Below are 16,638 nucleotides of genomic sequence, written 5' to 3' on the forward strand. Positions count from 1 at the left end.
GACCGCGATGCCGGATCCAGTTGCGGGGAACCCTTAACAATCCCGCTTGATACGCATGGGGTCGACAGCTTATGCGAGGACATCGGCCAATCTGCGCAAGGCAGGAGATCCCATGCGTGTCCTGTCGGATGCTTTCATTCCCGAACTGCCGGGTCACTACAAGGGCAAGGTCCGCGAGAATTACGACCTCCCGGACGGGAGGCGCATCATCATCGCCACAGACCGCCTCAGCGCCTTCGACACCATCCTGACCTCGATCCCGTTCAAGGGCGAGGTCCTGACGCAGACGGCGCGGCACTGGTTTGAGGAAACCGCCGATATCTGCCCGAACCATGTTCTCGAATATCCCGACCCGAATGTCGTCGTCGGCACCAGGCTCGACATCCTGCCGGTCGAGATCGTCGTGCGCGGCTATCTGGCGGGCACCACCAGCACCTCGATCCTGACCCGCTATCGTCGCGGCGAACGGGACATATATGGCATGCGGCTGCCGGACGGCCTGCGCGACAATGAGAAGCTGGCCGAACCGATCATCACGCCGACCAGCAAGGCCGCGCATGGCGGCCATGACGAGCCGCTGTCCAGGACCGAGATCATCGAACAGGGCCTGCTCACCCAGGCGCAGTGGGACACCGTCTCGGATTACGCCTTGAACCTGTTCGCCCGCGGCCAGGCGCGTGCCGCCGAACGCGGCCTGATCCTCGCCGACACGAAATACGAATTCGGCATCGACCAAAACAGGACGATCATCCTGGCCGACGAAATCCACACGCCCGACAGCAGCCGGTACTGGATCGCCGGGAGTTACGAACAGGCCCTGGCGAACGGCACTCGGCCGGAAAGTTTCGACAAGGATTTCATCCGGTCGTGGGTGACGGCGCGCTGCGATCCCTACAGGGAGCCTATTCCGGAAATCCCGGATGAGATCGTCGAACAGGCCTCCAAAGTCTATGCGCAGGCTTACGAGGCCATCACCGGCAGGACGTTCGTCCCCGACGTTTCCGGGCATACTGTTCTCGATCGCATTCGAGCGAACCTCGAGCGCTATTTCTAGAAGGCCGCGAGCCCTTGCGGGGGGACTCGAAATGAAGGTCCGAGCCGTGGATCGCGATCGTCTCGCGTTGACGCGTTGGCGCCTTGACGATACGGGATCAGGGCAGTCAATCTCTGGGGATAACTCGCATGGTGCATTACGCGGACGGGCGGCCGATCGGCGATCTGACGCTGCGCACGCTGGCCATGCCTTCGGACGCCAATGCCGCCGGCGACATTTTCGGCGGCTGGGTGATGGCGCAGATGGACCTGGCCTGCGGCATCCGCGCCGCCGAGCGCGCCAAGGGCCGCGTGGTGACGGCGGCGGTCAAGGAGATGTCCTTCGCCAAGCCGATGAAGATCGGCGACACGCTGTGCATCTACACCCATGTCGAGCGCGTCGGACGCACCTCGATCACGCTCAAGGTCGAGGCCTGGGCGCAGCGCTATCTCTCCGACCTGATGGAAAAGGTCACGCACGCCGATTTCGTCATGGTGGCGCTGGACGGCGAGGGCAAGCCGAAGGCCGTTCCAGCCGAAAACTAAAGCCTGGGACCGCTGTGAAACTGTCTTTCAGCCCTGCGGCGGCGGTGCAGGCACGAAGACAATCAGTCAATGATTGCTGAACGACTGTAGAATTTCAGCCATGCAGGCCATCGAATTTCGCACGCGCGGCCCGCACGCGCGTGGTGTTCCTGCGCGCCCATTCGCCGAGCGCGCTGACGGGGACCAGCAGTTCATGGCCGAGTTCGGTCAGCTCGTAGTCGACGCGCGGCGGAATGGTCGGGAACACGGTGCGGGTGACGAAACCGTCGCGTTCCAGCCCTCGCAAGGTGGTGGTCAGCATCTTCTGCGAGATGCCGCCGACAGCCGCGCGCAGCTCATTGAAGCGCAGCGGTCCGTCGCCGAGCTTGCCGACGACGAGCACGGTCCACTTGTCGCCGACGCGCTGCAGGATTTCCGAAACGGCACGGCAGTCTTCGGTGTTGTGCGGGTTCCTCAGTAACAAAAAGGTGCCTCCTTGCGCATGAAGTTGACAGGAACTCATATAGCCCCGGTATCCAAACGATACCAGTCTTACCTGCCCAGGAATTGCTTACCAGGAGAGCCCCTATGTCCAAACCCAAGATCGCCATCATCGTCGGTTCGACACGCGCCGCGCGCTTCGCCGACGTGCCCACCCAATGGATCGCCAAGATCGCCAAATCGCATGCCGATATCGAGGTCGATGTCGTTGACCTGCGCGATTTCCCGATGCCCTTCTTCGACGAGGTCGCATCCTCCGCCTGGGTGCCATCGACCAACGAGGTGGCGCAGCGCTGGCAGAAGAAGGTCGCCGAATATGACGGCTTCATCTTCACCGCCGCCGAGTACAATCACGGCCCGACGGCCGTGCTGAAGAACGCCATCGACTACGCCGCCAATGAATGGAACAAGAAGCCGGCCGGCTTCGTCGGCTATGGCAGCGTCGGCGGTGCCCGCGCTGTCGAGCAGCTGCGCCTCCACGCGGTCGAATTGCAGATGGCGCCGGTCAAGTCGGCCGTCCATATCGCCTGGGGCGATTTCCTCGCGGTGCGCCAGGGCGAGAAGAAGCTCGAGGAGATCGAGCACCTGAACCAGGCCGCGACCGCGCTCGTCAACGACGTCGCCTGGTGGGCCAAGGCGCTCAAGACCGCGCGCCAGGCCGACGCCATAGACGAGGAAATCAAGGCGGCCTGACCGCCTCGAAATCATCCTCCCAAGGATGTGGGGCGGCGCTTGCGCCGCCCTTTTCAATTGCGAAAGGCTGCTTGCTCGTCCCGCCCTGGTCGTGGCCGGATGACGCAGTCGGCAAGGCGATGCTTTTCGTTCAGTTCGTCGGCGTGGTGCTGGCCCCATTGGCACAGCGCCAGCAGGATGGGCTCGAGGCTGAGGCCGAGCGGCGTGGCGGAATATTCGACGCGCGACGGAACTTCGGCGAAGATTTCGCGGCTGACGAGACCGTGCTCCTCCATTTCGCGGAGCTGCTGGATCAGCACTTTCTGGGTGATGCCCGGCATCAGCGCCTTGAGTGCGGTCAGCCGCCTTGGGCCGTCGAAGAGATGGTAGAGGATGACCGCCTTCCAGCGCCCTGCGATCACTTTCAGGGCGCGCTCCGCCGGCAGCATCGGCAGTCTCTTGGTTATTCCCGCCATGGTCACCACCTGGTCAGCAGGGGACAAATGAGTGTGTAGTCGAGGTCTCGCAGATAGTGGCAAACCGCGGCCGATGCCATAGCGATCGGAGTTTGCCATGAAAGCCGCACAATTCAGCCGTTTCGGCGGCCCCGAGGTGCTGGAGACTGTCGACCTGCCGACGCCGGAGCCGCAGGCCGGCGAGGTGCTGATCCGCGTTCATGCCGCCGGCATCAACTTTTTCGAGGTGCTGATGCGCGCGGATGGTTATGCGGTGACGCCGCAATTGCCGATGGTTCCCGGCGTCGAGGCGGCGGGCGTCGTCGAGGCCGTCGGGCAAGGGGTGGACGGTGCGCTGATCGGGACCCGGATCGCGGCGCCCTTGTTTGCCTCGACACGCCCCTTTGGCGGCTATGCCGAGTATGTGACGATCGACGCAGGCTTGGGCCTTCCCCTACCGGCTCCGCTTTCGTCCGAGGAGGCGACGGCGTTGATGGTGCAGGGGCTGACCGCCTTTCATCTGTTGCGGCAAAGTCCGCCGGCGAACAGGACGGTTTTGGTTCCCGCCGCCGCGGGCGGGGTCGGTTCGCTGCTCGTCCAGTTGGCGAAGCGCCAAGGCGCGCGCCGGGTCATTGGGCTCGCCGGCGGCAAGGCCAAGCTCGACGTCGCCATGTCGCACGGTGCCGACATCGCCATCGATCGTCATTCCGGAGACTGGGAGGCCGAAACCAGAGACGCCGCGCAGGGTGGTCTCGATACGATCTATGACACCGTCGGCGGAGCGATGACCGGGGACTTCCTCGATATCCTGGCGCCCGGTGGCGAGCTCGTGTTTGCAGCACTTGGCCGCTATGCGCTTGGCGTTGCCCGGCTTGAGGCGATGATCGGCAGGAATCAGTCGTTGAAGGGCTTCGCGCTGCTCCCGCTGTTGTCCCCTGGGGTGCTGAGAGCGAGCCTTTCGGAGCTTTTCGATCTGGCTGCCAGCGGCGACATTGTCGTCACGACTGGCGGGCGCTTTCCGCTCGACCAAGCCGGCGAGGCGCATCGCCTGCTCGAAGAGCACCGCTCGATCGGCAAGGTCGTGCTGATACCCTAGCGTCGGGCTGCCGCGCAATCCGCTGGGGATGGAAATAGCCTTCGGCCCAAAATCGTGCGTGTCAAACGCCGGCGACGGCGAAAAGCCAGGCCAGGATATCGAACAACAAAAGAACCAGCGCGATCTGCAATGTCACCCGAAGCCGCTGGATGATGCGCCAGTTGCTGGCCATGTCGGCCTTGATGCGAAGGGCAAGCGCGCGCTGCATGGCCGATATCTTCAGCGGCCTGTCGCCATCGACATATTGATGGAGCAGCTCTTCCGGATCGAAGCGGAACGTGTATTTGTGATAGGGCCAAAGCAGGAAGACGATCAGTCCGCCGATGCCGAACAGCAGGGCCACTGCGATCCAATCCCAGAGCCCGAGCCCGTCGGAAAGCGCCCTTGCGCCAAGCAACGAGTTTACAAACGCGGTGGCGAAGATGAGGCTGCCCGCGCGCGTGTTCATGTTCTCGACGAGATTCTGCTGATGATTGAGGCCTCGCACCGCCTCCTGATAGATAAATGCCAGGCGAGGATCGTCGTCGGCAGGATCGCTTGCGACTGCCGTGTTGCTGTCTCCGGCGCCGGTACGTTCAGTCATGAGAATGCTCTATGCCGCATCGGTGATGCGTCACCTTAGCTCAAAATCCCTTGGCGCTAAAACGTGCCGGAGCATCAGTGGCGAGGTGAAACCACTTGGCGTCGCAGAAAAGCCGAACCAGGCGGCAAACGCCATGCACGTTTCCTGGAGTTGTTCTAGCCACCCCATGAAAGCGCGAAGCGCCGATCATTGTAGTCCTTGAGATATCGGGAGTGGATCGGCGCGGCGAGATGCCGGGATTTCATGTAGACATATGCCGAGACAGGCGGCCCGCCATCGACAGGCTCTGCTTCGATCAGCACGCGCAAATTTCCGGGCGTGCCAACGGATTCGATCCTGTCGAGGTTTGCCAAGGCGCGATCGTCCACGGCGTAGAGTTCGCCGCCGACCTGGAAGCCGACGCCTGGTTCATTGAACATCATCGGAGCGAAGCGAGGTCCAGCGATCAGCATCGGGAAGCGCTCTCGCGTCCTGTAGGCGCCCAGAAATGCGGCTTCGGACAAACCCTCGCCGTGAAGGGGAAAGCCTTTCTTCAAGGTACCAAACACGAAGAGTTTCCGCATCATGCGCGGGGAACGCCGGTCAAGCTTGGGAGTTCATCTGTTTTCATCGGCGTTCGGGGCAGCGGAAGTGAGCAAGACAGCGGATTCAGCATCGTATCCGGGCTGAGGCGTGGAGCTGTGAAGGTTGCTTTCGCGCGATGCCGGACCGATACGGGTTGGCCCTCCATATGGGCGGAGCTGCCATCTGGCTCGGCCGTTCTGCCCTGATATATCCGGCCGCGATCCATCACATGAGCAAAGCCCCGTGAAGTCATCCAGCCTGGCAGGCGTCGTTTCCCCCATGATCCCGGTGCTGGTGTGCGCGCTCGGCATCTTCCTTCTGTCGGGGATGGATGCGGCGATGAAGGTTCTGGTCATTGCCGTGGGCGTCTACAACACGGTGCTATGGCGCAGCATGCTGGCGACCGTGGTCGCGGGCGCCGGCTGGTCGGCAGGGTCGCGTTCATTTCCCGCCCTTTCCGTGTTGAGGCTGCATGCGCTGCGTGCCGTTGTTGTCGGCATTGTCTTGCTGTCGTTCTTCTGGGGGCTTGCCAGGCTGCCGCTGGCGGAGGCGATCGGCCTCAGTTTCGTGGCGCCGCTGTTTGCGCTCCTGCTGGCCGCGCTGTTGTTGGGCGAACGGATACAACGGCAGGCGATCTGGGCATCGCTGGCCGGCATTGCCGGTGTCGCAATCATAATAGCCGGGCAGTTCGGGCATGCGACCTATGCCGAGGATGCCCTGCTCGGCACGGCCGCCGTGCTGGTATCGACGGTGTTCTACGCCTACAATCTGATCCTTGCGCGGCAACAGGCGCTGCTGGCCAAGCCGATCGAAATCATGCTGTTCCAAAACCTTTGCGTTGCCGTCATCCTCGGTCTCGCGGCACCCTGGCTTGCCATTGCGCTGCCAAGCGAGCTCTGGCTTCCTCTCGCCGGGGTGACGGCGCTTTCGCTCGCCGGCCAATTCCTGATGAGCTGGGCCTACGCGCGCGCCGAAGCGCAATATCTGATCCCGACCGAATACTCCGCCTTTATCTGGGCGATCGCGCTTGGGTGGTTCTTCTTCGACGAGGCGGTGACCTGGACCACGCTGGCGGGAGCGGGCCTCATCGTGGCCAGCTGCCTGATCGCCTCGCGCTCGAACCCGAAGCTTTCCGAACCGATCGAAGCCGCGGTTTGACGGTGTTCCCCTGCGACAAATAGCAGGCACTGCGCCGCCGGCCCGAGGCCTGTTCCCTCGCTCGATGCGCCAGCCCTCGAATTCGCCCATCGCTCCAGAGCGGCAATGTTACGGCCCGCCAGAAGGCCGGAATCGCTTTTTTGTGACCTACGCCAGGCGTGGCAGCAAGTATATCGCCGTTTTCTCGGTATAAGCGAAAATTTTATTAAAAGTTTTACTGACCTCATTACGATTTATAGACCATTTCTTGGCCTCTAGTGCTTTCGTTTCGAAAAATGTCACCCAACAGTCGATGTAATGCTGAACTGTGTGGCAAGCTCCTGGAACGACATCGTGCATGGCAACGTTGCTCCGTAAGCGGTTGCCGTTTCGAATGACCTGAACAGGCGCGAGGAAAGGATTTCCTGATGAGCACCGTCGTGAACGCCAAAGGCATCCCTCTCCCCTACACGGGCACGTCCACCCATTGGTTCTCGGCGACCGGATCCGGGCCGGAATTGCACGGCACCTCCGGCAACGACTCCTTCTGGGGGGACGCCAGCGTCAACGTCACCATCTATGGCGGCGCGGGCGACGACTACTATCACCTCTATTCCACCAACAACAAGGTGGTGGAGGATCCCGGGGCTGGCATCGACACGATCGACACATGGATGAGCTACAAGCTCCCCGACAATTTCGAGAATCTCGTCGTCACCGGCAACAATCGCTATGCGTTCGGAAATGCGTTGGACAACATCATCAAGGGTGGCTCGGGCCATCAGACGCTGGATGGCGGTCAGGGCAACGACGTGCTGATCGGCGGCAGCGGCGCCGACACTTTCATCATCACCAAGGGCAATGGAAGCGACCTGATCACCGATTTCGGCGCGGACGACACGGTCCGCCTCAATGGCTACGACTTCATGTCTTTCGACGACGTCAAGGCACATATGACCCAGGCAGGATCGAACCTTCTGCTGAACCTCGGATCCGACGAGGTGCTGGTCTTCAACAACACGACGGTGGACAAGCTGGCGCCCAGCCAGTTCGAACTGCCGATCGACAAGTCCGGAATGACGCTGTCCTTTTCCGACGACTTCAACACGCTCAGCCTTTGGAACGGCCATGATGGCACCTGGAATTCCAACTTCTGGTGGGGAGCGCCGAACGGAAGCACGTTGAGCAGCAATGGGGAGCTGCAATGGTACATCGACGCCAATTACGGCCCGACCAGCTCAGTCCACCCGTTCAGCGTGGAAAACGGGGTGCTCACCATCACTGCGGCGCAAGCGCCCGAAGACATCAAGCCACTGATCAACAATTACGAATACACCTCGGGCATCCTGACGACCCACGAAAGCTTCTCGCAGACCTACGGCTATTTCGAAATGCGGGCGGACCTGCCCGAAACGGCCGGAGCCTGGCCGGCCTTCTGGCTGCTGCCGGAAGACGGCTCGTGGCCGCCGGAACTGGACGTCCTGGAAGCGCGCGGGCAGGATCCGAACACGCTCATCATGACGGCGCACACGAACGAGACGGGACAGCACACCAAGGTCTCTTCCTCGGTGAATGTTTCGGACACCGACGGCTTCCATACCTATGGCCTGCTGTGGACACCGGATACGCTCGTCTGGACCTATGACGGCGTAAAGGTCGCCGAAGCCGCGACGCCGTCCGACATGCACACGCCCATGTACATGCTGGCCGATCTAGCCGTCGGCGGTTTTGCCGGCGCGCCTCCCGACCATCTCGCCACGCCGGCGGAGATGAAGATCGACTATATCCGCGCCTATACGCTGGATGACCTGCAGCACCACCCCCTGGACGTTGCGGGCGACCACTCGGTCTGAGCGCCGATGTCTCGGGACATGAGCCGCCAAGGGAGCGCGGGAACGATGGGACAGTCAGGTCTGCGGGCGGTCTTGTGGCGCGCCATCGCCGATGTCGGCGTTTTCTCGTTGCTGATCAACGTCCTGCTGCTGGTGATCCCGCTCTATCTGTTGCAGGTGTATGATCGGGTCCTGCCTTCCTCCAATGTCGAGACGCTTGTCTACCTGTCGGTCATCGCGGTTCTCGCGCTGGTCTTTCTGGGCTTTCTGGACGCGGTGCGCTCCATTTACACGCAGCGCGTCGCGGCCAGCATCGACAGCAAGCTCGGGGCGGAGACGTTCGCCGCTTCGCTTGGCGCCGACCACGCCTCCGCAGGTCTGTCGCCATTGCGTGATCTCGCCTCGGTATGCGCCTTCATCAGGTCGCGCGGCGTGGCGGTCCTGTTCGACCTGCCGTTTGCTCCGTTCTTCCTCGGACTGCTCTACCTGATCCATCCCGTCCTGTTCTGGCTCACCCTGGCTGGCGTGGCGATGCTGCTTGCACTGGTCCTGGCAACCCAGCTTGCCATCGGCAGGAACGACGCTTTGTTTTCACGACGTTCGGCGGTCGCCAGCCAGTCGGAGCAGGCCTTTGCCCGCGACGCCGAGACGCTGCGCGCCATGGGCATGGTCCAGAACGCCGCGCGGGCTTGGGGAAAGCACGTCGCCGAAGCGCTGATCGTTCACGACCGCGCGTCGACGGCTAATGCGATCTTCAGCGGAACGTCGCGGGCGGTGCGGATGATGCTGCAGCTGGCGATACTGGGCGTGGGTGCGTGGCTGGTCCTGCAAGGCAAGATGACGGCCGGGATGATATTCGCGTCTTCCCTGGTATCGTCGCGCGCGCTGCAGCCGCTCGACCAACTGATCGGCTCGTGGCGGCAGATCGTCGACGCCAGACGATCGTGGAAACGGCTGGAGGCAACCCTTTCGGCAGGTCCGTCCGCGGTGCAAAAACTGGCCTTGCCTGATCCGTCAGGCGCGATTTCGGCGCAGGATCTGATCTACGTCGCGCCGAATACGCCCGGCGGTCCGCCCATCGTCAAGAGGCTGAATTTCCACATCGGGGCCGGCGAGGCGGTGGCGATCGTCGGCCCGAGCGGAGCCGGCAAATCGACGCTCGCCAGATTGCTTGTCGGTGCGCTCCAACCGGTCAGCGGCTCGGTCAGGATCGACGGTGCCGATCTCAGGACCTGGGACGAAAAGCAGCTTGGAAGGCATATCGGCTATCTCGCGCAGGAGATGGAACTGTTCCCGGGATCGATCGCGGAGAACGTCGGCCGCTTCGACCCCGACGCGGATGACGCCTCGATCGTCGAGGCGGCAAAGCGTGCCCAGGCCCATGAACTGATTTTGACGCAGCGCGACGGCTACCAGACGATGATCGGTCTCTCTGACAGGGCGCTGTCGGGCGGCGAGCGCCAAAGGATCGGGCTGGCGCGCGCCCTGTACGGCAACCCCAGAATTCTCGTCCTGGACGAGCCCAACGCTCGTCTCGACGGCGCCGGCGAAGCGGCGCTCGAAGCGGTGCTCTCGGATGCGCGGTCGGCGGGGATTACCTTGATCGTGATCACGCACCGCCCTTCGATCGCAGCGGCCTGCGACCGCGTGATGCTGCTGCGCGACGGCGCGATCGAAGCCTTCGGCCCGAGCAGCGATTTGCTGCGGCAGCCGCTCGCCGGCAATTCTTCCCGGCAGAATACAGTGGTGACGGGGTCGTTCGCCACGACCCTCCGCAGCGCCCCGCAAAAAACCCGCTTTGGATCGTAGATGATGGCAGTGCACAGCCTCGCCGGGGAACGCAATCCACGCACCGACACAGGGCGCGTGGCATTCGGCGGCTATGCGGCGATAGCGATATTTGCAGGTTGCTTCGGCTATTGGGCGGCCTATGCCCCCTTGTCCGGCGCGGTGATCACGCAAGGCACGATCTCGGCGATGGGCGGGAACATCCTCATCCAGCACCCCGAGGGCGGCATCGTCCAAGAGTTGCTGGTCCACGAAGGCGATCGCGTGCGGCAGGCGCAGGATCTGATCGTGCTGGATCCAACCGCCGCGCAGGCCGAGCTCAACCGGCTGACGAGGCAGTCGATCGCGCTCAGGGCAAGTGCGGCGCGGCTAGAGGCGGAGCGGGACGGGCTGGACAGGCTGGCGCCGATCACAACAGCGGCGCCGGCGCCGCTTCAGCACGATTTCGAAATGCTGGTTCGCGAACAGCAGAAGGAATTCGACGCCAGGCTCGCCCGGTTCCGGTCGGAACGATCCATCCTCGCGCAGCGGGTCGCCATGCATCGCCAGTCCGTGGTGGGATTGAACGCCCAGAAACAAGCCATCCAGCAGCAGGTAGACGTGGTGAAAAAGGAGCTCGGCATCAAGACCAGCCTTTTGGACAAAGGCCTGACCAACCGCACCGAATACTCCCAGCTTCTGCGCAGCGAAGCCGACCTCGTCGGCCAGGCGGGAGCGCTGGAGGCCAGTCTTGCATCGGCCAGCACCCAGATCGTCGAGGCGCAGGAGCAGACCGAGCGCTTGACCACGCAACGGGTGGAGGAGGCGCTGACGAAGTTGGACGAGGTTCGCTCCAACCTGGCCGACGTCGAGGAACAGATCAGGGCGGCCGCGGCGCTGCTGCGGCGCACGACAATCAAGGCGCCGGCAGCGGGCATCGTGGTGTCGTCGACCTACAATTCCAAGGGCAGCGTAATTGCCCCGGGCGAAAAGATCATGGAAATCCTGCCGACGGCATCGGGGTTGGTCGTGGACACGAAGCTGCGGCCGAAGGACATCGATCAGGTACGCGTCGGCCAGCCGGCGAAACTGCGATTGTCCGCCTTGAACGCGCGGCTCACGCCCGAGGTTCCAGCCACCGTGACACAGGTTTCCGCGGATCGGCTGATCGACGAGGCTACGCGTGAACCCTATTTCCGGGCGAAGCTGAAGATCGACGCCCTGCCATCCCGCGTGAAGCCCGAGCAGCTCTATCCCGGGACGCCGGTCGAGGCGTTCATCAGCACCGGCGACCGGACTTTCCTGGAATATCTCGCGCGGCCGATGCTCGATTCGTTCGCCCGCGCCTTCACGGAGCAGTAGGCGCGGACGGACGGCCAATGACCGCTTGACTCGAGGCAACGTTCGAACAGTCAGCGCACCACTTCGCGGTGGCCGCTGGGCAGGCGCGTGGCGATCAGCTTGTCGATGCGGCGGCCGTCGAGATCGACCACCTCGAAACGCCAGCCTTGCGCGTCGACGCATTCGCCGGTCGCCGGCAGATGGTGCATGTGCGACAGCACATAGCCGGCGACGGTCTCGTAGTCGCGGTTTTCCGGCAAGTCGATGCCCAGCACCTCGGCCATCTCGTCGGCCTGCATATAGCCGGCAAGCAGCCATGAGCCGTCGTCGCGCTTGACGGCATTCTCTTCCTCGCCGGCTTCGAGGTCCGAACGGAAGACGCCGGTGATGGCCTCCAGGATGTCGGCGGGTGTGACGATGCCTTCGAAATGGCCGTATTCGTCATGCACCAGCGCCATCGGCACGTCGGATTCCTTCAGCGTCTGCAGCACGTCGAGCGCGTCGGCCTGATCGTGCACGATGGGCGCGGTGCGCACGTGCCGACGCGGGTCGAGCGCGCGGCCGCCCAGCAATGCCGCGAGCACGTCGCGCGTCTGGACGACGCCGATCATGGCGTCGACGCCGCCGTCGCCGGCGGGCAGGCGCGAATGCTGCGTGTCCATCAGGAGCTTGCGGATGGTCGCATCGTCGGACTGGAGGTTGATCCAGTCGACCTCGGTGCGCGGCGTCATGACGGCGCGCACGGCGCGGTCGCCAAGCCGCATGACGCCGGCGATCATGCGGCGCTCGTCGGATTCGATGGTGCCGTGATGCTCGGCCTCGGCGACCAGCATCTTGATCTCCTCGTCGGTAACCTTCTCCTCGCTCTCGCCGCGCTGGCCGAGCAGCCAAAGCACGGCGCGGCCCGAAATATCGAGCAGGAAGACCAGCGGCGCCGAGACGGTGGCGAGGACGGTCATGGCCGGGGCGGCGCGCACGGCGACCCGCTCGGGGTCGCGCAGCGCGATCTGCTTGGGCACGAGCTCACCGATGATCAGCGAAGCATAGGTGATGATGGCCACGACGATGCCGACGCCGAGCGGATCGGCGATGTTTTCGCGGATGCCGTTCGAGGCCAGGAACTGCGCCAGCCTTTCACCGAGCGTGGCGCCGGAAAAGGCGCCGGACAGCACGCCGACCAGGGTGATGCCGATCTGTACCGAGGACAGGAACTTGCCGGGGTTGGAGCCAAGCGCAAGCGCCCGGCCGGCGCCTTTGACCTCGCGATCGATCATTGCCTTGAGGCGGGCCGGCCGCGACGAGACGATGGCAAGCTCGGACATTGCCAGAAGGCCGTTCACGCAGATGAGGACGACCACGGTGGCGATTTCAACATATAGCATCAGGGGTCAATAGCATTGCCGTGCTGGATTGGAAAATAGTCAGCAGCCGTTTTCAGGAAGATGACAGCGCATGCGGCCCCGTCAGGCGGCATCCCAGGGCGGCGCCGAAAAATGCTCGACCAGCGCATCGACTACGACGCGGATCTTCGGCGTCACTGCTCGCGTCACCGGCCAAACGGCGTGGACGGCAATGTTTTCGACGAGGCGGTCCGACAGCACCATTTCGAGCGCACCGCTCCTGAGGCTGTCCGCCGCCAACCAGGTCGGCAGGAAGGTGATGCCGCAGCCGGCAAGGGCGGCGTCGAGCATCGGCTCGCCATTGTCGAGGACCAGCCTTGCCCGCGGTGTGAACTTTCCGATTTGGCCGTCGGCGTGCCTTATGGTCCAGGGATGGGCGACGCCGTTACGGGTGTAGCCGATCAGCTTATGAGCGGCGAGCTCCTCGATCGTTCGCGGCCTGCCGTGCTCCTCGAGGTAGGCGGGGGCGGCCAATACGCACGAGCGTTGGACATAGAGCCGCCGCGCCGCGAGCGACAGGCTGTCGTCGAGCTCGCCCATGCGAACTGCCAGGTCGATGCCTTCTTCGATGAGATCGACGCGACGGTCGTTGAAGGAGATCTCCATCGCCAGATCGGGGAAGCGCTTGGAAATGTCGAACAAAACTGGGGCAACGCAGCGCTGGCCGAAGGCCGACGGCAAATCGACCCGAAGCCGGCCCGAGGGCACTTGCCGGTGCGCGGCAAGCAGCGACTGGGCGGCTTCGATTTCGGACAGCGCCCTGACGCAGGCTTCGTAATAGCTGAGGCCTTCGCTTGTCGGGCTCAGGCTGCGGGTGGTGCGATTGAGCAGACGCACGCCAAGCCGATGCTCCAGCTGTGCGATCGATTTGCCGACCGCCGATTTCGTCACGCGCAGCCGTTCTCCCGCACTGGTGAAGCTGCCGGCTTCGATCGTTTGAACGAAGGCGACAATGCCCTGCAGATCGGCGGATTCCATGGCTGTGCCCCTATTGTAGAATAATGATCTTCAATTCGTTTCCAATTATGCCACATAGAAGCACTTTTTTCCATAGTGGAATGACGTAAAGATCTCGCCAGCAACTCAATCCGGAGCAGACGAGATGAACAGGGACATCAACAGATCCTGGCAAATGACCGGTTTTGGCCTGTCCAAGCTGCAACCGGCGCAGGGAAAGGTACCCGCACCCGGGCCTCGTGAGCTGCTGGTGCGGATCAAGGCCATATCGCTGAATTACAAGGATCGAATGATCCTAGACGGGGTGCTGATCCCGGACCTCGTCTTTCCCTTCGTGCCGACATCGGATGCGGTGGGCGAGGTCGTGGCGGTCGGCGGCGGCGTCAGCCGCTTCCAGGCCGGGCAACGCGTGCTGGGCCAAGTGATCGCCGACTGGCCTGACGGCGATGCGCCGCCGGTGCTTCACCAGCACACGCTGGGATTGTCACTGCCCGGCACCTTGTCCGACTACGTGCTGCTTCACGAGGATGCCGTCGTGCTGGCGCCGCCTTCGCTCAGCGACGCCGAGGCATCGACGCTGCCGATCGCGGCGCTGACGGCGTGGTTTGCCTTGGCGGAGGCGACGAAGCCGGTGCCCGGCCAGACCATTCTTATCCAGGGTACCGGCGGCGTGTCGCTGTTTGCACTGCAATTCGCGGCCGCTTTCGGCCTGCGCGCCATCGTCACCTCGAGCAGCGACGACAAGCTCGAGCGGGCCAGGAAACTCGGCGCCTGGCAAGTGATCAACTACCGCACCCAGCCGGCATGGGACGAAGCCGCGCGTGACCTGACGGGTGGAACCGGCGTCAACCATATCCTGGAGATGGTCGGCGGCGACAATGCGCGGCGATCGCTCGATGCCCTGGCCGCCGACGGCCGCCTGTCGGTCATCGGCCTGCTGGGCTCGATGGAACTCAGCTTTCCGATCGTGCCGTTCCTGCGCAATCGCATCGTCGTGCAAGGGATATCGATCGGCCATCGCCGCGCCTTCGAGCGGATGAACCAGGCGATCGAGGTGCTCGGCATCCGGCCGGTGGTCGACAAGGTCTTCGGCTTCGAGGAGGTGGAGCAGGCCTTCCAGCATCTGGAGAAGGGACCGTTCGGCAAGGTCGTGGTCGCCACGAGCTGACTTCAGGCATCACGGCAGTTGCTTCAGCACGCCGAGCACGGCCTTGCCGTCGGTGAAATAGGGGTCGCCGCCGCCATTGCGGCCGTGCGTGGTGGCGCCGATGCCTTCCAGGTCGCTGGTTGAGATCAGCATTCCGGCGGCGGTCAAATCCTGGATAAGAAAGTCGCGTTCGGCGTCGATGTCGGGGCCGATATGATGGGTGATGGCGCCGGTGTCGTGGCTCAGGCCCACGCCACGGTCGAAACTGGCCGAGCCCAGCCATAGCGGACGGCCGTCGTCGCCGGTGGCATCAGTCTGCCAGAAGCGCACATGGTGACGGCGGTCGGCGCTGCCACCTACCGGCTTCTCGAAGGCAAGATCCTGAGCGCGGCCTTCGAACAGCAGCCGGCTCACCGGCGCGTCCGGATAGGGGCGCGAAAACAAGACGCTTTCGCCAATATCGATCGCGGTTCTCAGCGTCACGGCGTCGGCCGTGTCCCAGCCAGCGACGGCGAAGGCATGGACAACCTCCTTTTGCGTGCCGATCAGGCCGACATTGATCGGGTCGCCCGGAATGCCTTGCGGGGTGTGCGTCACCATCTCGAAGCTTTGGCTGCGAAAGCCGCGATCGCGAAACGTCCAGAATTCCGGCGCGGCGACATAGGCCAGCACCAGATAGGTCGCCAGAAGCAACACCAGCCAGGTCGCAGCGCGTCGTCGGAAGCTTCGTTGGCTCATCGATGCCGCTCGAGTTCTACGACGTCACTGTACGCGGCGAAGCCGCCGCCAGGCAAAGGGATCAGCGGCAGGCGCGATAGCCGCTCTTGCGGTTCTTGATGTCGAAGTGGAAATGGTTGCGGTGGTCGTAATTGTAGCCGGGGCCGAGCACGGTGGTGAAATACTGGCAGCCGTCGGCGCGCACATTGTTGAGGAAGCCGCGGGTGCGGAAGGCGAACAGGCCGGGCTTGCGCACGTCGATGTCGTCGCCATTGTTGAGTTCGATGCTCATCACGTCGAGCGCGTTGCCCTTGCCGTGTTCCGACAGCACGCCTTCGCCGGCGATGTTGCGGCAGGAATAGCTGGAACCCTGGTGGATGGTCCTGACGCCGGAGAAGTAGCGCCAGCGGGCGGAAGGAACGAGCTCGTTCTTCGTCCACGCGGCGAAGCTGGCGGCCATGTCGCAGGTCAGCGTCGCGGCGGGCTTCATCTCGACGCTGCCGATGGCCGAAACCTTCACCGGATAGTCGATGCCGCACTGGCCTTCATGGATCGGCGCCAGGTCGGTGAAGGTGACGCCGAGGCGCCTCAGCTGCTGACGGCAGTCGGTCTCGCTGGCCGGCATCTGCTCGACCGGCGACATCGGCTCGTCCATGCGTGGATAGGCGGCCTGCGTCATGTAGGGATTGGAAGGAACCAGCCGCTGCATGCCTGAATATTGCGGCACGGCCGCGGTCTGCGCGCCGACATCGACGGCCGGCTCCAGTGCCAGCACGTTGCCGGTGTTGCAGGCCGACACCGCGGCCAGCGCAAGCAGGGCGGCCACCCCGCCGGCAGCGGCGCGCGCGCGTTTCGATTGCCGCGCAAGCGCCAGCGCGGCACGAAATATCCCGTCCATCGGCAGTCCCTTTC

17 protein-coding genes are annotated in these 16,638 nt (G+C 63.5%); 9 read left to right on the plus strand and 8 right to left on the minus strand.

Annotated elements, in window-relative coordinates; all coding sequences use genetic code 11:
* The first annotated feature begins 112 nt into the window (after positions 1–112).
* Complete coding sequence (locus tag LB545_RS06975; protein ID WP_140649732.1) at positions 113–1,054, plus strand: phosphoribosylaminoimidazolesuccinocarboxamide synthase; 942 nt, start codon at positions 113–115, stop codon at positions 1,052–1,054.
* 128 nt (positions 1,055–1,182) lie between these two features.
* The gene (locus LB545_RS06980) at positions 1,183–1,578 is read left to right on the plus strand and encodes an acyl-CoA thioesterase (protein WP_140560632.1); all 396 of its coding nucleotides are present in this window, start codon (positions 1,183–1,185) and stop codon (positions 1,576–1,578) included.
* Between the two features lie 94 nt (positions 1,579–1,672).
* On the opposite strand, the gene LB545_RS06985 is transcribed toward LB545_RS06980, so the two are convergent.
* Positions 1,673–2,041, minus strand: a complete 369-nt coding sequence (locus tag LB545_RS06985) for a winged helix-turn-helix transcriptional regulator (RefSeq protein WP_181165214.1) — start codon at positions 2,039–2,041, stop codon at positions 1,673–1,675.
* A gap of 104 nt (positions 2,042–2,145) precedes the next feature.
* Here LB545_RS06985 and LB545_RS06990 point away from each other — a divergent pair, with 104 nt between their 5' ends.
* Entirely contained in the window at positions 2,146–2,751 is a 606-nt protein-coding gene (locus tag LB545_RS06990) for an NADPH-dependent FMN reductase (RefSeq protein WP_140495977.1), read from the plus strand.
* 53 nt (positions 2,752–2,804) lie between these two features.
* Here the strand turns inward: LB545_RS06990 and LB545_RS06995 are convergent, their stop codons facing one another.
* On the minus strand, positions 2,805–3,206 hold the full coding sequence (locus LB545_RS06995; RefSeq protein WP_140495976.1) for a winged helix-turn-helix transcriptional regulator: 402 nt from the start codon (positions 3,204–3,206) through the stop codon (positions 2,805–2,807).
* 97 nt (positions 3,207–3,303) lie between these two features.
* On the opposite strand from LB545_RS06995, the gene LB545_RS07000 reads away from it, so the two are divergent.
* Positions 3,304–4,281 carry a zinc-binding alcohol dehydrogenase family protein gene (locus LB545_RS07000; protein WP_140524888.1) on the plus strand — a complete coding sequence of 326 codons (978 nt, stop codon included), beginning with the start codon at positions 3,304–3,306 and terminating at the stop codon, positions 4,279–4,281.
* A gap of 61 nt (positions 4,282–4,342) precedes the next feature.
* Here the strand turns inward: LB545_RS07000 and LB545_RS07005 are convergent, their stop codons facing one another.
* Together LB545_RS07005 and LB545_RS07010 are read right to left on the minus strand one after the other, a co-directional pair.
* Positions 4,343–4,864, minus strand: a complete 522-nt coding sequence (locus tag LB545_RS07005) for a hypothetical protein (protein WP_224704696.1) — start codon at positions 4,862–4,864, stop codon at positions 4,343–4,345.
* Between the two features lie 155 nt (positions 4,865–5,019).
* Positions 5,020–5,412 carry a gamma-glutamylcyclotransferase family protein gene (locus LB545_RS07010; RefSeq protein ID WP_246671754.1) on the minus strand — a complete coding sequence of 131 codons (393 nt, stop codon included), beginning with the start codon at positions 5,410–5,412 and terminating at the stop codon, positions 5,020–5,022.
* Between the two features lie 295 nt (positions 5,413–5,707).
* Between LB545_RS07010 and LB545_RS07015 the strand changes: the two genes are divergently transcribed.
* The 4 genes from LB545_RS07015 (at position 5,708) to LB545_RS07030 (ending at position 11,526) form a co-directional block, all read left to right on the plus strand.
* On the plus strand, positions 5,708–6,586 hold the full coding sequence (locus LB545_RS07015; protein ID WP_140516990.1) for a DMT family transporter: 879 nt from the start codon (positions 5,708–5,710) through the stop codon (positions 6,584–6,586).
* 407 nt (positions 6,587–6,993) lie between these two features.
* Entirely contained in the window at positions 6,994–8,418 is a 1,425-nt protein-coding gene (locus LB545_RS07020; protein ID WP_140666113.1) for a family 16 glycosylhydrolase, read from the plus strand.
* A gap of 45 nt (positions 8,419–8,463) precedes the next feature.
* A complete protein-coding gene (locus LB545_RS07025; protein ID WP_224704700.1) occupies positions 8,464–10,206 on the plus strand; it encodes a type I secretion system permease/ATPase in 1,743 nt (580 codons plus the stop codon).
* A 3-nt stretch (positions 10,207–10,209) separates the two neighbouring features.
* Entirely contained in the window at positions 10,210–11,526 is a 1,317-nt protein-coding gene (locus tag LB545_RS07030; RefSeq protein WP_224704702.1) for an HlyD family type I secretion periplasmic adaptor subunit, read from the plus strand.
* A 50-nt stretch (positions 11,527–11,576) separates the two neighbouring features.
* Here the strand turns inward: LB545_RS07030 and LB545_RS07035 are convergent, their stop codons facing one another.
* Positions 11,577–12,887, minus strand: a complete 1,311-nt coding sequence (locus tag LB545_RS07035; protein ID WP_140516828.1) for a hemolysin family protein — start codon at positions 12,885–12,887, stop codon at positions 11,577–11,579.
* An 81-nt stretch (positions 12,888–12,968) separates the two neighbouring features.
* Positions 12,969–13,883, minus strand: a complete 915-nt coding sequence (locus tag LB545_RS07040) for a LysR family transcriptional regulator (protein WP_224704704.1) — start codon at positions 13,881–13,883, stop codon at positions 12,969–12,971.
* Between the two features lie 124 nt (positions 13,884–14,007).
* On the opposite strand from LB545_RS07040, the gene LB545_RS07045 reads away from it, so the two are divergent.
* Positions 14,008–15,030 (plus strand): zinc-dependent alcohol dehydrogenase family protein, encoded by a 1,023-nt coding sequence (locus LB545_RS07045; protein ID WP_140728566.1) that lies wholly within the window; start codon positions 14,008–14,010, stop codon positions 15,028–15,030.
* Between the two features lie 9 nt (positions 15,031–15,039).
* Here the strand turns inward: LB545_RS07045 and LB545_RS07050 are convergent, their stop codons facing one another.
* Both LB545_RS07050 and LB545_RS07055 read right to left on the minus strand, forming a co-directional pair.
* Positions 15,040–15,747 carry an LssY C-terminal domain-containing protein gene (locus LB545_RS07050; protein ID WP_140631898.1) on the minus strand — a complete coding sequence of 236 codons (708 nt, stop codon included), beginning with the start codon at positions 15,745–15,747 and terminating at the stop codon, positions 15,040–15,042.
* 61 nt (positions 15,748–15,808) lie between these two features.
* Positions 15,809–16,624, minus strand: a complete 816-nt coding sequence (locus tag LB545_RS07055) for an extensin family protein (protein WP_140524881.1) — start codon at positions 16,622–16,624, stop codon at positions 15,809–15,811.
* Positions 16,625–16,638 lie beyond the last annotated feature (14 nt).

The organism is Mesorhizobium sp. BR1-1-6 (assembly GCF_020165355.1).
In the GTDB taxonomy this organism is placed as follows: domain Bacteria; phylum Pseudomonadota; class Alphaproteobacteria; order Rhizobiales; family Rhizobiaceae; genus Mesorhizobium.

Coding starts and splice junctions, on each gene's coding strand:
- LB545_RS06990 (WP_140495977.1), top strand. CDS start 2,146: ATGTCCAAACCCAAGATCGCCATCATCGTCGGTTCGACACGCGCCGCG.
- LB545_RS07025 (WP_224704700.1), top strand. CDS start 8,464: ATGGGACAGTCAGGTCTGCGGGCGGTCTTGTGGCGCGCCATCGCCGAT.
- LB545_RS06980 (WP_140560632.1), top strand. CDS start 1,183: ATGGTGCATTACGCGGACGGGCGGCCGATCGGCGATCTGACGCTGCGC.
- LB545_RS07055 (WP_140524881.1), bottom strand. CDS start 16,624: ATGGACGGGATATTTCGTGCCGCGCTGGCGCTTGCGCGGCAATCGAAA.
- LB545_RS07015 (WP_140516990.1), top strand. CDS start 5,708: ATGATCCCGGTGCTGGTGTGCGCGCTCGGCATCTTCCTTCTGTCGGGG.
- LB545_RS07050 (WP_140631898.1), bottom strand. CDS start 15,747: ATGAGCCAACGAAGCTTCCGACGACGCGCTGCGACCTGGCTGGTGTTG.
- LB545_RS07005 (WP_224704696.1), bottom strand. CDS start 4,864: ATGACTGAACGTACCGGCGCCGGAGACAGCAACACGGCAGTCGCAAGC.
- LB545_RS07040 (WP_224704704.1), bottom strand. CDS start 13,883: ATGGAATCCGCCGATCTGCAGGGCATTGTCGCCTTCGTTCAAACGATC.
- LB545_RS07000 (WP_140524888.1), top strand. CDS start 3,304: ATGAAAGCCGCACAATTCAGCCGTTTCGGCGGCCCCGAGGTGCTGGAG.
- LB545_RS07030 (WP_224704702.1), top strand. CDS start 10,210: ATGGCAGTGCACAGCCTCGCCGGGGAACGCAATCCACGCACCGACACA.
- LB545_RS07035 (WP_140516828.1), bottom strand. CDS start 12,887: ATGCTATATGTTGAAATCGCCACCGTGGTCGTCCTCATCTGCGTGAAC.
- LB545_RS07045 (WP_140728566.1), top strand. CDS start 14,008: ATGAACAGGGACATCAACAGATCCTGGCAAATGACCGGTTTTGGCCTG.
- LB545_RS06995 (WP_140495976.1), bottom strand. CDS start 3,206: ATGGCGGGAATAACCAAGAGACTGCCGATGCTGCCGGCGGAGCGCGCC.
- LB545_RS07020 (WP_140666113.1), top strand. CDS start 6,994: ATGAGCACCGTCGTGAACGCCAAAGGCATCCCTCTCCCCTACACGGGC.
- LB545_RS06975 (WP_140649732.1), top strand. CDS start 113: ATGCGTGTCCTGTCGGATGCTTTCATTCCCGAACTGCCGGGTCACTAC.